Source organism: Moorella thermoacetica (genome assembly GCF_001267405.1).
GTDB classification, from domain to species: Bacteria; Bacillota; DSM-521; order Neomoorellales; family Neomoorellaceae; genus Neomoorella; species Neomoorella thermoacetica.
This window is the reverse complement of sequence record NZ_CP012369.1, coordinates 581,728-594,957: the sequence shown is the minus strand read 5'-3', so window position 1 is coordinate 594,957 and position 13,230 is coordinate 581,728. Positions and strand designations below refer to the sequence as shown.

The window sequence follows — 13,230 nt, the reverse complement described above, 5'->3', positions numbered from 1 at the left end:
GGACTTAAAATCCTGCCCCCGGTTTATGGCAGTTCCCACTCGAAGACACCAACGGGTGGAAATTCCATAAGCGCTGCCTTTATGGTGGTGCATATTTTTTGCAGCTCCTCCCGCGTCCGGGCCTCGCACCTGGCTACTAGGACAGGCTGGGTGTTCGACGCCCGCACCAGGCCCCAGCCTCCGGGGAAGATGACCCTGGCGCCGTCTACGTCGATAACCTCATAACCCCTCTGCTTGAAATACCCTGTTACGCCGGAGACTACCGCCGCTTTGTATTCGTCAGCACAGAAAATGCGCGTCTCAGGGGTAGCGCAGTACCGTGACACGTTCGCCAGTAGAACAGATAGTGGTCTCTCATCCCTGGAGAGAAGCGCAGGAGCCTCGCTGCACTGCATAGAGGGCGTCATCGTAACCGTAATACTCGTCAGCAAAGAAGAAATGCCCCGACATCTCGCCTGTAAAAAGATTTATGAATACCTTAAATGGATAACTCCCTATATAACGCAAGCAGACGCTCGCGCATCAAATTCCAACTGTATTTTTCCTCATAAGCCCGCCTCCCGTTTTCCCCTAGCTGCTGCCGTAAAGCCGGGTCCCGGGCTAGGCGAATAAGTGCTGCTTCGAGGGCCGCCACATCCCCGTACGGTACGACTAGGCCGCAATTAATCTTCTCAACAAGACGGTCTATGCCCGTGTTTCGGGCTACTACAACAGGTTTAGCCAGCATCATAGCCTCAAAAACTTTATTCGGGCTGGAGTAGCGATGGTTGGGTATGGTTGGGTCATAGGTAGCGATCAGGACATCAGCAGCATAACTTAACTTCAGGGCTCGCTTATAGATAATTGGTCCATGCCAGGTAACGTTGGGAAGCGAGCGAGCTAAGCCCAGAATGCGTTCTTCATCACCCCCGCCAAGACCGGCCAGATCCAAATGCCATTCCGGATGACGGCCAAGTATTTCCATCATCTCTAAAAGTCCCCGTTCTACTTGAAGGAGACCGACGTAAACTAGGTAAAGCTCCGTCAGACGGGGGGGTGGTCCGTTCCGCCTCAAGGTATCTAATACATCTGGGGGACTGTTGTAGATTGTGATAAGCCGGCGAGGTCTAGTTCCGGCGATTTGCTCCCTGCGGCTTTCATCTGCAAGAATAACGGCATCGACCCATTCAAGAGCTTTAAATTCAAGCACGTGAAGCAACTTGCGTATAAGGGTAGGTATGTTACGCCTACTATCCGCGTAAAGGTCAAAAATATCGTAAATGATACGTTTGCCACCAAGAGCCTTGCTCAGCAAGCATGGGAGAAGGGTATCGAAATCACAAATATGGATGAGAGCCAAGCCCTGTCCCTCCTGGATGAGCCTTCGCAAGAGGAAAAATTGCCAGGATAGTTGTTTAAAAATATTTTTCAACCCCGACCCATAAGGAGAGATATGAGAAAACCGTACTATCCGATATCCCGAACGTTCTTCTTCACGAGGCAACTGCCCTGTACGATCCCATGCTAACACTAGAACTTCATAGTTCGCCTTGCACAAAGCTTCAGCTAGTTTTTCTACCCGCGGATCAGGGGCCACCGGATTTGAACGACATATTAGTACTCGCTGCAAGCGTGGTGTTTGCATAATCTATCTTTTCCTCCATTTTTACTCAACATCACGCTATCGATTTAACTTGGTTGGCATACTGTACTGGCCTCCCACTAATTAGAACTTAAAAATCAGCCCACTATGCAGGCCAAATTATCTCCTGGAAGTCCAAGATTAAACTCATTGCTAACAAAATGGCTTCACTGGTCAATCTAGATGCTATCGTTCTTAAAGTTGACACTATTTTCTGTAATACCGTAACCGGCTAATAAAATTATTATGGCAACTACTGGATAGTGGTATCTAGATTGAACCTCAATAAATAAATGTAGGATTACAAATCCAATAATAACTAAAACGAAAAGCAACGAAACGTTATATATCTTATCTCTTTGCATCTTTATCTTTATTGTTTTTTGTATCTTAATCAGGCCGATGATTGCTAAACATAACATAAAAACATAATAAAGTTGGGACAATATATAAAGTAGGTCTACACGTATAATAGGGATCTCAATTAAGTTAGGAGCAATGTTAATAGTACTCCAATATGCACCGTACGCATCGTCACTCCACATTACCTCAAATTTATTACACATCAGCTTCAAAAGGCCCATGGGATTAGAGATCATCCTAGAAAATGCAACTCCAAGTATATATCTCGAAGCCCTTGAACCGTACTGTTCGATCAGTTTATGAGCTAAAGCAGCGTCCTCGGGATTCCACATACCTATATATCCAATGTTAGTTCCATAAAGTAAATTAAAAGGTAAAGAGGATACAGTAGGTGGGATCTTGAAGGTTAACCATCGAAATAGGTAATATGGTATAACCACCAAAAAAAAGCCTGCCAGCAATAATTTTAGTATTTGCCATTTGTTGGTCTTGTTACCATCTATAAAGCATATGTAGGCTAAAACAACAAAAAGTAGAAGAAACCCTACCGCTCTAATAGTACAAGATAGCCCGAGTATAAGACCCGCCATAAAACATAATGCTTGACGACGTTTGGAGTCATCAGATTTTGCCTTAACAAGCAATAGCAAGACCACTAAAAACATAAGTAAAAATGGTCCTTCTGAAGCCAAGACGCTATTCATCATTATTTGAGCAGGCCATAGCGAAAACAAGATCAAAGCGTTTCGCGCCGAGAATTCACTAAAGGCTTCGCGGGCTAAAAGAAATAACACCAAAGCCGTTAATAAACTTAAAGTTACATTAAGTATTTTTCCTACAAGCACATGGCCTCCGAATACTGCATAAAGTATTCCGAGCAGGACAGGATATCCTACTTCCTGTACTGTGTCATGTTTAAAATCGAGCTGTGACATGTCAAGAGCCATGAAATGATATCCCGCAAAATCTGATACCGGTAAAGATGGTACCATAATTATCCATATCATGCGAATTAATAGAGTTACTACTAACATAATATAAAGAAATGATTTGGTAGAGGAACGTGTTATAATCCCATGAGGGTTTCCAAGAATAAAAGCTACTATCATAGCAATAAATATGGAAACAATTAACCAACATCTTGAAAGTTGCGCAAGATGAATAATTGCTAATATAGCTGCCAAGATCATTGAAAATAATGTTAAAAAATGTAAACACAAAGATAAACTATTTTTTAAAGATCGGCTTAATTTATTATAATTATTAAAAGAGTTAATCAGCATATCTTAACCTCCAGTTTAAATATCCTTCTTATGACAAATCCATTTCTTAGTCTGTTCAAAAATAATCTCATATTTTTTCGCTCTTTCAATCCAAGAATTTTGATCAGCTAATTCAGCCAAACGCTTTTTAAAATGTTCATCACGAGATAAATCTAAAGCTTTATCTATGCATTTTGATAGCTCTGTAGCACAACTTCCACTCAAAACCTCGCAAAATTGTATACATTCTAACATACTCGAAGTTACTATTACAGGTTTCTCTAGAGCAAAATATTCAAATAATTTTAATGGAGATGTGGTCCGAGCTATCTCGCCTGGTCGGAATGGAATAAAACATATATCAAAATGAAGTGCATAACCGGGTAAAATTTTGTAATCAACCGGCCCCATCCAAAAAATATTCTTCGCTTTCGGTAACAGAGATGAACCGCCATAATAATCAGGCCCAATGAAAACAAAACCTACTTCTGGCCTAAGGGCTGCAAGTTTCTCTATCTCTTCATACCACAGCCAAGGTGCAAGTGCCCCAAAGTAACCCACAATTATTTTATGTACATTCTTGAACTTAATCAACGACTTAGGAATAGTACAGTACTTGTGGCGTTGGTCGCGATAATGCTCAACATCCACACCGTTTGGAATTAAAATAACTTTATCTTCGCCTACAGCTTGAACAGCCTTTCTATACAATGCTTTAGCTGAAGCCACGATAAAATCTACTCCACCATTGAAGGCATAATTCTTGAGAGCATTCAGGCGTCGGATGTTCTCCTCATCTCCAGATATAGCGGGGTCAATATGATCTATGTATTCGTAAACAACAAGGCCGTATTTTCTGCGGTCATCATAGATTTCTTTAGTGTAAACAGAAGAGGTACTGTAAAAGCTTCTTACTGCTCCGTAAATACTGTCTACTTTATCATTATTTGTCAACCAAAGGTTATCGGATATTTTTTTAAACCCAGATACATTATCATAAAAATTTGCAGTCTTAAAAATTACGAGGTAACCAAGCTTTGAAAGTGCGTTTGCCATATGTTGAGGTCTCTGAAATAAATTCATATTCCAATCTATATGGGTAGCCTCTAAAATAAAAATTCCCTTGTGTTGTTCCCGTTTCGATAGTACTTTATCTTGAAACTCTTCCCAAGAAAGGCCATGTATACCTTCTTGATTAGCCATTAGACCTACATTGTTTTTGCGCTTTGATAAGAAAAAACGAATAATAAGACATCTAAGTCCATTTAGACGTATCCGCAAATTTCCTGGAAGTCCCCAATAAATGCGCTTTAGTATAAAATAAGTTGTCGGCTCGGGATCACTAACAAGCTTCTTAAGAAATCTTAAAGGGCGTGTAATCCGCCACGATGTGCTGGCCCAAATATCTTGAATGTGCTTTTGTAGCGAAGCAATCTTTTCATCTCGCTCAATCACAGCTTGATTTAAGGAGATGATCTTTTCGTCACGTTCAGCCACAGCTTGATTGAGAGAAGTGATCTTTTCGTCACGCTCAGCCAGCGCACTCTTAAGGAAATCTATTTTCTCCCGTAACATTGTTGTTTCATACTTTATCGCTTCTAATTTAGAGTGGAGGTGCGCTACCAAGATCTGATGGGTCATACTCTTCGCCTGTTCCTTCCCGTATGGCTCATTGGAGAACAAGCCCAGAATAACCCGCATCAACTCTTTGTCCCACCACACAGGTTCGGAAATGGAACCGCGATATTGCAACGCATCCAAGATGTTTTGAGCCAACGGATTATCAAGCGGAGCTAAATCTTTTATCTTTTCCGCATAGCGCTGCCAGATCACTCTTTCGTCCCGATTATCGGCGACCCATTGGCGAAGAAGAAAAGGGCCTTTATCTTTGGACAATCTATAGAATTCCTGATGAAGGGCATCCGCTGTAATTGTTGGTAATCCACGACCCGAGAAATTCCAAAAAGAGGCTCGTTCGAACCTATTAATATCGAGTAGGCCTTTAACCCCATCATAGCCAACCAGCAAACATGGTCTGTTTAAGGCAGAACCCTCAAGAATTACGCGCCCCATCCCAGCAATGCCAGCATAAGCAGGCATTATCGTGGTTATATTATGACGCCATCCCATCAGTCGCACGAACTCAGCCTTGTCTGGCCGACTATTAAGAAACGATTCAATTAAATGAACTTGAGGCCCATCTCCAAATATATGGAGTTCGCCGACTGTTGCCTGATCAATTTTCTCTATCAAATCGAGAAGGCCGTTAGACTTATCTTTATCAAGCCGTCCAGCCCATAACCATGGGCCATCTTTGGCTACGTTTGGTGGGTTCGAGTTCTGTATTTGAACAGCGTTCAGTAAAAGTTCAGTCCTACATTCTGCCAAAGAGCGACACAAAAGTTCTGTCTCTTTCGATACACAGAAAACTCGACCTGCTACTGGGAGCACAACAGACTTGAGCAAAAAATCATAGAGTTGCCCAAACGTACTACTTAATGATAACGGACTATGTATCGTAACGACAAAAGGCAATCGTGATTGTTGCGCTGCCAAGAGACCGACGATTGCGCTATAAAACGGATGCGCATGGATTAACGTTATGCGCTCGTCTGAAATGAATTTCTTGAGCCTTTTAAGCGTCACACATAATTCGTCATATGATACCTGGGCGCCCATTCGAAGATCTGTAAGGGCTGCAGCAAACACACCATCGGGGCAATCGGCTGCTGAGGAACCTGTTGCTAACAGAAGATCCACACCAAGTTTCGATAGAACGCGCGCTTGACCGACAATATGAGTTTCTAAACCGCCACGTGAGAAGTACTCACTGATAACGAGGATTCTAGTTTTCATCTTGTCCACCTCGAGGTAATCTCGGATCTCAGCAGGAAAGTATGCGTTCCTCGTAGTTTTCCATCCAGGTCTTAAACCCTTGAAGATGCATCATTCTGCTTTTCAAATTACTGCTTGTAACACAGCTCAACAATCGCTAGAGAAAAATAATAAAATCTTTCGCAGTACAAAATTTTTAACTTAACCTGTACAGACTAGCGTCCAGGTACTGGACCAGCTACCACAGGAAACTTACATTCTCATCTACCGCGGTGAATATGAATAAAGCTTTAACGTCTCTAGCCACTCTATAATCTAATTCAGCCCTACTCATCTTACCGCACATGGAGGTAATCCCTGGTTTATTTGGTATTTCTGCACCACGTCTTTAGCCTTTCCAAACCTTACTATCTCACCCCTATGTAACCAGAGGGCCTCATCGCAAATGGTTTCAATATCATTCATGGAATGAGAAACCAGGAGAATACTGGTTCCTCTACGCTGCATCTCCCGGATACGTGCCAGGCATTTCTGCTGGAAATTACCGTCACCCACGGCCAGAACTTCGTCCACAATTAAAATCTCCGGCTCAACTGCAGTAGCCACAGCGAATCCCAGGCGCGCCTGCATGCCGGAGGAATAGTACTTTACAGGCACATCGATGAACTGTTCCAGCTCAGCAAAGGCGACGATTTCATCAAACTTCCGCTTTACCTGCGCTCTGGACATGCCCAAAATGAGGCCGTTCAGGTAAACATTATCCCGGTCAGAGAAATCCGGGTGAAAGCCGGCGCCCAGTTCAATAAGGGAGGAGCGCCGCCCCCGCACGGTGATTTGCCCCCTGGTAGGACGCAGGGTGCCTGTAAGTATTTTTAGCAAGGTGCTTTTTCCCGATCCATTTGCACCGATAATTCCCAGGCTTTTTCCTTCCTGCAACGTAAAGCTGATGTCCTTCAAAGCCCACAGTTCTTTATCAAGGTTGGGTAATTTACGAAATAGATTTATAAACAGAGTAGAGATATTTTCAGCCCTATCCTGGCGCAAGCGAAATTTTTTCCATAAACTCTGCACTTCGATAATGGCCAAACTACATGACCTCCGCAAAAATAGGCTCCAGGTAGCGAAAGACCAGCCGCCCAACCACGTAGATACCAATGGCGATTACAATGGTAATACCCAGGGCGTAACCATCAACCTGGCCGCTGCCAAGTATAGCTCTCGTTTCCATATTAATAAGCTGTCCGATAGGATTAAAAAGAAAATATTTCTTAAAATTTACAGGCACTTGTTCAATTGTATATAAGACTGGCGACATATACATCCAGAGCATGAGCAAGATGCCCAAAATCTGATTAACGTCCCGGTAAAGCACATTCAGGGCCGCTACAATATAGGCCATGCCCAGGGTGAAGATTAACTGTATTGCTACAAAAAGTGGCATCCACCACCATTTCGGGCCCGGGGAGACCTTATTTATTAACATCAGAATAATTAATACCATTAGAGAAAAACTAAAGTCCACCACCCGCGCCACGACTGAAGCAGCAGGTAGGATAACCCTGGGAAAATAAAGCTTGGCCAGCAGGCTGGCGTTGCCGGTCAGGCAATTTACAGCGGAGAGCAAGGAATTGGCAAACAGGTTCCAGAAAGTGATCCCGCAAAACAGGAAAACAACGTAGGGCACGCCCTCTATTCCTTGGACCCGGAAAATCTGGCTGAAAACAAAACCCCAGATCAAAGCCATTAATAATGGGTTCAATACCGCCCAGTACAATCCCAGGATGGAAAGCTGGTAGCGCATTTTAACATCCCGTAAGGCAAGGCCCATGATGAGATCATAGTATCGTTGGACGCGATGCTTAAATGGCTCTTTTTCTTCTATAAAATATACCTCTACTTTTTCCATAAATACTACCGCCTTTTCTATAATTGCATAATAGCCCGGACTATTACCACGTTGGCTTTCTCGTTGCTGGTACCGTCGCCCACTGCTTGGCGCACACTCTCCCCTGTATCCGGGGAAATAATGATCCGATGTCGCTAATCCTAGCCTGGACGACCTGCTCGATGACGAAAAATAAAATGGGCCGGTTGGCCACGGGAATAAGCTGCTTAGTGATGGTGTATGTAAGGGGGCGGGTGCCCTTGCCGCCCGAGAGGATGAGGCCTTTCATGGTCTGGTAATCCTCCACTTGCCAGTTGCCTTGAAGCCTATCTTATAGAAGGCAAAACGGCCGGGACCGAATTCTTCTATTGCTTTCTGGGCTACCTGGACATCATTAGGATCAATTATGACTTTGCCTTCTTCGGAAATAGCAATGAACTTCCCTTTGTGTTCTTTTTCTAAAGGTCGCCCATATTTTTCGTAAAGTTCTGCGTTCCGTTTTGCTAGTTCCTGTAGAGCCGGCTTTATCGTGTTTCGAGGCATAAGGGACATTCCTCCCTAAACAATGCTGGTAGTTCTCTTTTCAGATCCCTGGTCTCTCGGGATAACTGTTCGTCAGGTGTGCGGGATATTTGGATGCCATTATATGTTATTCCGAGTGCCTAATAATTTCTTCCTACTCCCAAATTCATACATTCTGTCTAAATATATTTCCCCGTACGACAGCAGGAAATCTCCCCATGCCTGCCAGGTGATTACCAGGATATTGCCGTCTATGCCAGCCAAGCCTGCAGCGCAGTAAAAGGAAAGGCCGGTATGACGGGCGATCTCGCGCTGGGGGATGTTGTCACTTTTCTGCAGGGAGTCCCGGACTGCGTACTGGGTGTCCATGCCGTTTTGCTCCATTATATTTATTTCGACATATCTTATACTTACTTTATGGACAATAATACCAGCAACTGTTAGGTGCGTCAATAGATTACAAGCTTACTTTTATTTAAAGCCGGTCGCCTTGCCGGGCATCCATCAATAGAACATAGGTATTTCTCGTAATCCAGGAGTACAGATTTGGGTTCACTATTGATCGTAATAACTACAGGAGGATCATTTTTTAGAGATTCGACCATGGGAGATATGTCAGAAGTCCCTCAGCGTTAAGTTTTTGTAACCCGGCAACGCCGTCCTGTTATAGTTGTCCCAGGAACATGAGATAGGGCTATAGTCGCTCAACACATGGCGCACGCTCTCCCCTGTTTCCGGGGACTTGTTTCATGACAAAAAATAAATGGGCCTGTCAGGCCTTCTGCAGGTACACCTCCATAACCTGAGAGCTGACCCGCCAGGCGGAATCGACGACCGTAAAAACGGTGTCTCCAATCTTTATCTCTGCTCCCAACAGGTTATAAGTCGTGTTGTCGTATACGAAATGGGACTGATCGGAGAAGGTGATGCTGTCAAATGTCCTCCAGCCTCCGCCGGCGTAAATGGTGACATTGCCGGTGGCGCCGTCTTGATAGATTGAGTTATCGACGTAGAATAAGTACTTTTGGGGCTGGCCGGGGAGGTAGCCGGTCCAACTGCCGGTGGATTCGGTAACGTCCATCGTTACCAGATCCAGGCTGTTGTCGTAATCGATATCTTCGATGTCGTACAATGTTCCGTTAATCCGGCAGCCGAATATGTCGCCGAGTTTATATTGGCGCCCCCCGATGCGGATCACGTTATGCTGCACCACCAGGATCTTGTCCAGGGTGTAAATGTTGTTCCCCATCAGGATCTGGATCGTGCTGGCATCCTGGTATTTATCATTAACTATTGCCCAGGTGGTCACATTGCTGGCGGTGCAGTAGAATATAAACTTGCCGCCGAAGGACTTGACGTCGGTTAGCTTATAGAAGCTGTTGTTTATAACCATGGTAACCTGATCGGGGGTATAATACTTGTTATTAGCCGTAAAATTGCCGGAGGCGTCGATGACCACTTCCGAGCGGTCATACCTGCTGCCGTCAATAATGAAAAAGAGGCTGCTGATGGTATTGAGGTCCAGGGACCTGGTATCCACGAAGATGGCAGAGATATCCGAGATATCAAGGCCGTTCGTCACCACCGGGGTGGTGGCTGCCAGGTCCAGGCTGATACTGCTGCTGTCGTAATTGATCCCGTTGATGGCATAGAAATTATCCCCCAGGGCGATGGATACCGGGGTGCTGCCGATGTCATAGCTGTTACCGCCGACCCTGATGGTTTGCCGATCTACCAGTTCGGCGTCGGACAGGTAGTAGCTGCCGTTTTTGTTGCCGATATAGAGCTTCACGTAATCGGCGTTATACTTGTAGCCGTTATATGAGATGGAATCCAGCTTCACGGCGCCCGGGGTGACCTGTAAATCGCTGCCGCTTACGCTGAGCCGGCATTGGACATAGCGGGTATTGTTGACGACCAGATCCGGGTTATTGTCGGTGCTGTTTAGAGGGTAAGTGAAGGTGTTGTTGATGAAGACTAAGCCCCCCGCCACGCTGAGGGAGTATATGGGTATGTTAGTCGAGTCCCGCTTGAGGTAAACGACAGTGTCCCCCAGTTTGTAGCGGTTGCCCTGGATTACCAGGGCGGACAGGGCACTGTTGCTTGATGGGTTGACCTGGACGGCAGGAGGAGAGGCGGTACCGATCTTGCCTAGCAGATTGACCAGCATGGCACAGGCCTCACCCCTTTTCACGCCCTGGAAGGGACGGAACGTTCCATCCGGGTAGCCGTGCATCAGCCCTTCGCTGGAGGCTGCCTTGATGTAGCCCCGGTACATGCTCTTTGCAATCTGGTTGCTGTCTTTAAAAGAGGTTGGGGTCATGTCGGGACTCTTCCCCAGGGCTCTAATCATCATAGCGGCAGCTTCACTGCGATATATGGGATCATCAGGTTTGAGCCCACCGGGGTATTCGCTCACTACCAGGATCCCCCTCCGCACCGCTTCGGCGATCTGGGCCCTGGCCCAGTGGTTGGTGGTATCGCTAAAGGTCGGTGTGTTAACGTCTGACGCCGGGGTGATACCCAGGCAGTTGAGCAGTATGCAGGTGAACTCTGCCCGGCTGATTGGCCTGTCGGGTTTGAAGGTCTGGTCCGGGTAGCCCTTGACAAAACCTTTATTGGCAAAACTAAGGATGTAGTCTTTCGCCCAGTGGTTCTGGATGTCGGTGAATTGGGGGGTTGCGGCCGAAGGGGTGACTGGCAACAACAAAAGTAGAATTGCTGCCATCAAAAGGGAAACTATTCTTTTTTTCATGGGCATTTCCTCCGGGGTTGTCCTCTCGCCGGGTAAAGGGTTAGTATCCGAATACGAAGTAGCGGCATTCGAGGTAGAATTATCCCGGCTAAGATTATTTTACCATAATGGACTTTTCGACCGCAACAAATTGTAAAGGAGCATACCATAAATGGCGCGCGGGAACTCCGCCTGACCCTGGCCCTGTAGGCCGGCCAGCCCGACAAGCTCCCCCGCCCGGGCCTGCAGGGTAAGATTGTCTAAAAGTGTGCTGAGGAATTTTTTCTGCCAGTAACTTTTATTACTTAACCAGTTCCTTTATAAACTTCTCCAATTCTCCCCTGCGCCTGGAGACCAGTTTATAGGCCAGCATTCCTTCGCGTTCGGCTATGCCGGCTATGATGGCGACCTCGATTACCTGCAGTTCTGTAACCTTCCATATAATCCGGAGCGACCTGTTATCTACATAAACGCTCCGGTATCCTGCCAGGGGCCTGCCGGCCTGGTTTTCCAACTCTTTACCAAAGGCGGAGGGAGCCCGGGATATTTTTTGCAATGCTTTAATTACTTTTATCTGCCTGCTTTTATCCAGTCCCAGGAAATCTGCTTCAGCCGCGGGAAAAAACTTTACATTGGCCGGTACAAGATCAATCATTTTCGAGGTCGACATCAGGAGCAGCCTCCAGATCCTCCGCAGTTATACCGGCCTTTTTAATTACTTCAGCAAGGGGCACCAAAGCCTGGCCGCCCTTTTCATTTTCGAGTATACGGCATAGCAGTTCCAATTTTAGTTCCAGTTCCGCGGCTTCGGCAACCTTTTCCCAGAGTTCGGTAAATCTATCATAGCTTAAAATAGTAGCCCTGGGTTCGGAACCGGAAAACATCATTAAAAAGGGCATCTTATGCAATTTAGGTTCTACGACGCTGCGCCATTTGCGTTGTAAATCGCTGATGTTAACAATCTGGTCGCTGGAGAAAAGCGGCTTACCTTTCATAACCGGTACGAAGCCTCCCACTAAAAAAATCCTCCTTAATCTATGATGATATGCTTTTATGCGCAAAAAATACGTCGTTGTTTTCGTTTAAATTATCGCGTATTTAGACGTAAAAGTCAAGAACGTACTCTAGGCCAGTTCGTGCCCACATCAAAAGCCACCTATGACGGGAGGACCGAAACCCCGGCTAGCGTATACTTGACCAGATTAAAAACATATATTAAGCTTAAAGAAAGTGTTAATGTAAACATTAATGGGGGTGTTAATATGGAACGCATTGCCGGCATTAATGAAGTTCGCCCGAAATTAACTTCCTTCATCGAAACTCTAAAAAATGATTCTCCTGTAGTTATTACGATCAATAGTGAACCCAAAGCTGTACTACTGGATTACGAGAAATACCGTCTTTTGCAAAAAACCGCCGAAGAAAACAAAAGGCTGGCGTTAAAAGCAAGCCTGGCTAAAATTCGTGCCCGAGCAGCTACAAACGGTTTTACTCAGGCAGATGTAGAAAAAGAGATTAAGGAATACAGGGAAGGCAAATGAAAGTAGTTTTAGATACAAATGTGGTTATATCCGGCCTGCTGGTACCGGAAGGACCGCCTGGCAGAATAATAGATCTATGGGCGGATGGAAAAATCGACGTTGTAGTAAGCCCGGCGGTTATAACGGAGTATATGGAGGTTTTTCTCAGACCGAAGTTTGCTAAGGCCGGCACTATGGAAGAAAGGCAGCAATTGTTAGAAGGTTTTATTAACCTTGCCAATACAATTTTAGTATTACCCGATATAGAAATTGACATTATTAACGCCGATCCAAGTGATAACCGCTTTTTAGAATGTGCGAGGACAGGGGAAACTGACTGCATCATCTCTGGTGACAGCCATTTGCTGGCCCTGAAGGAATATGAAGAGATTCCTATAATCACCCCGGGGCAGTTTTTAGAGATGATCCCGGTTTGACCGGGACTTAGCCGCCGTAAACCTCTCAGATAGAAGGTCCAGCCTATCCGT

Annotated in this window: 12 protein-coding genes and 2 pseudogenes; 2 read left to right on the top strand and 12 right to left on the bottom strand. The window is 45.4% G+C overall.

All coding sequences use genetic code 11. The annotated features are described in order from the left end of the window. Positions 1 to 23 precede the first annotated feature (23 nt). The 12 genes and pseudogenes from MOTHE_RS02965 to MOTHE_RS02910 form a co-directional block, all read right to left on the bottom strand. Positions 24 to 465, bottom strand: a pseudogene (locus MOTHE_RS02965) (phosphomannomutase); the annotation flags it as partial. Positions 466 to 478: 13 nt separating this feature from the next. After that, on the bottom strand, positions 479 to 1,624 hold the full coding sequence (locus tag MOTHE_RS02960; protein ID WP_011392195.1) for a glycosyltransferase family 4 protein: 1,146 nt from the start codon (positions 1,622 to 1,624) through the stop codon (positions 479 to 481). A gap of 176 nt (positions 1,625 to 1,800) precedes the next feature. Then, the gene (locus tag MOTHE_RS02955; RefSeq protein WP_080997172.1) at positions 1,801 to 3,267 is read right to left on the bottom strand and encodes a glycosyltransferase family 39 protein; all 1,467 of its coding nucleotides are present in this window, start codon (positions 3,265 to 3,267) and stop codon (positions 1,801 to 1,803) included. A gap of 15 nt (positions 3,268 to 3,282) precedes the next feature. After that, the gene (locus MOTHE_RS12710; protein WP_162490031.1) at positions 3,283 to 6,102 is read right to left on the bottom strand and encodes a glycosyltransferase family 4 protein; all 2,820 of its coding nucleotides are present in this window, start codon (positions 6,100 to 6,102) and stop codon (positions 3,283 to 3,285) included. Positions 6,103 to 6,411: 309 nt separating this feature from the next. Further along, positions 6,412 to 7,167 carry an ABC transporter ATP-binding protein gene (locus MOTHE_RS02945; protein ID WP_053094642.1) on the bottom strand — a complete coding sequence of 252 codons (756 nt, stop codon included), beginning with the start codon at positions 7,165 to 7,167 and terminating at the stop codon, positions 6,412 to 6,414. Position 7,168: 1 nt separating this feature from the next. Next, complete coding sequence (locus MOTHE_RS02940) at positions 7,169 to 7,987, bottom strand: ABC transporter permease (RefSeq protein ID WP_236683271.1); 819 nt, start codon at positions 7,985 to 7,987, stop codon at positions 7,169 to 7,171. A 71-nt stretch (positions 7,988 to 8,058) separates the two neighbouring features. Further along, positions 8,059 to 8,255: pseudogene (locus MOTHE_RS14205) on the bottom strand (sugar phosphate nucleotidyltransferase); the annotation flags it as partial. Then, complete coding sequence (locus tag MOTHE_RS02930; RefSeq protein ID WP_162490030.1) at positions 8,252 to 8,509, bottom strand: hypothetical protein; 258 nt, start codon at positions 8,507 to 8,509, stop codon at positions 8,252 to 8,254. The gene MOTHE_RS02930 and the pseudogene MOTHE_RS14205, both read right to left, overlap by 4 nt. Positions 8,510 to 8,608: 99 nt before the next feature. Continuing rightward, the gene (locus MOTHE_RS02925; protein ID WP_162490029.1) at positions 8,609 to 8,941 is read right to left on the bottom strand and encodes a hypothetical protein; all 333 of its coding nucleotides are present in this window, start codon (positions 8,939 to 8,941) and stop codon (positions 8,609 to 8,611) included. 319 nt (positions 8,942 to 9,260) lie between these two features. Continuing rightward, the gene (locus MOTHE_RS02920) at positions 9,261 to 11,243 is read right to left on the bottom strand and encodes an S-layer homology domain-containing protein (RefSeq protein ID WP_053094641.1); all 1,983 of its coding nucleotides are present in this window, start codon (positions 11,241 to 11,243) and stop codon (positions 9,261 to 9,263) included. Between the two features lie 280 nt (positions 11,244 to 11,523). Further along, on the bottom strand, positions 11,524 to 11,892 hold the full coding sequence (locus tag MOTHE_RS02915; RefSeq protein ID WP_011392187.1) for a hypothetical protein: 369 nt from the start codon (positions 11,890 to 11,892) through the stop codon (positions 11,524 to 11,526). Further along, positions 11,870 to 12,217, bottom strand: a complete 348-nt coding sequence (locus MOTHE_RS02910) for a hypothetical protein (RefSeq protein ID WP_053095213.1) — start codon at positions 12,215 to 12,217, stop codon at positions 11,870 to 11,872. Before MOTHE_RS02910 ends, MOTHE_RS02915 begins: the two co-directional genes overlap by 23 nt. 267 nt (positions 12,218 to 12,484) lie before the next feature. On the opposite strand from MOTHE_RS02910, the gene MOTHE_RS02905 reads away from it, so the two are divergent. Together MOTHE_RS02905 and MOTHE_RS02900 are read left to right on the top strand one after the other, a co-directional pair. Further along, the gene (locus MOTHE_RS02905; protein WP_011392185.1) at positions 12,485 to 12,763 is read left to right on the top strand and encodes a type II toxin-antitoxin system Phd/YefM family antitoxin; all 279 of its coding nucleotides are present in this window, start codon (positions 12,485 to 12,487) and stop codon (positions 12,761 to 12,763) included. Next, on the top strand, positions 12,760 to 13,179 hold the full coding sequence (locus MOTHE_RS02900; RefSeq protein ID WP_011392184.1) for a putative toxin-antitoxin system toxin component, PIN family: 420 nt from the start codon (positions 12,760 to 12,762) through the stop codon (positions 13,177 to 13,179). The genes MOTHE_RS02905 and MOTHE_RS02900 overlap by 4 nt, the downstream gene beginning before the upstream one ends. Positions 13,180 to 13,230 lie beyond the last annotated feature (51 nt).

What these genes read in the sequence shown, in the direction of transcription:
- MOTHE_RS02900 (WP_011392184.1), top strand. Translation starts at nt 12,760, where the DNA reads ATGAAAGTAGTTTTAGATACAAATGTGGTTATATCCGGCCTGCTGGTA.
- MOTHE_RS02955 (WP_080997172.1), bottom strand. Translation starts at nt 3,267, where the DNA reads ATGCTGATTAACTCTTTTAATAATTATAATAAATTAAGCCGATCTTTA.
- MOTHE_RS02930 (WP_162490030.1), bottom strand. Translation starts at nt 8,509, where the DNA reads ATGCCTCGAAACACGATAAAGCCGGCTCTACAGGAACTAGCAAAACGG.
- MOTHE_RS02910 (WP_053095213.1), bottom strand. Translation starts at nt 12,217, where the DNA reads ATGAAAGGTAAGCCGCTTTTCTCCAGCGACCAGATTGTTAACATCAGC.
- MOTHE_RS02905 (WP_011392185.1), top strand. Translation starts at nt 12,485, where the DNA reads ATGGAACGCATTGCCGGCATTAATGAAGTTCGCCCGAAATTAACTTCC.
- MOTHE_RS02940 (WP_236683271.1), bottom strand. Translation starts at nt 7,987, where the DNA reads ATGGAAAAAGTAGAGGTATATTTTATAGAAGAAAAAGAGCCATTTAAG.
- MOTHE_RS12710 (WP_162490031.1), bottom strand. Translation starts at nt 6,102, where the DNA reads ATGAAAACTAGAATCCTCGTTATCAGTGAGTACTTCTCACGTGGCGGT.
- MOTHE_RS02915 (WP_011392187.1), bottom strand. Translation starts at nt 11,892, where the DNA reads ATGTCGACCTCGAAAATGATTGATCTTGTACCGGCCAATGTAAAGTTT.
- MOTHE_RS02960 (WP_011392195.1), bottom strand. Translation starts at nt 1,624, where the DNA reads ATGCAAACACCACGCTTGCAGCGAGTACTAATATGTCGTTCAAATCCG.
- MOTHE_RS02920 (WP_053094641.1), bottom strand. Translation starts at nt 11,243, where the DNA reads ATGAAAAAAAGAATAGTTTCCCTTTTGATGGCAGCAATTCTACTTTTG.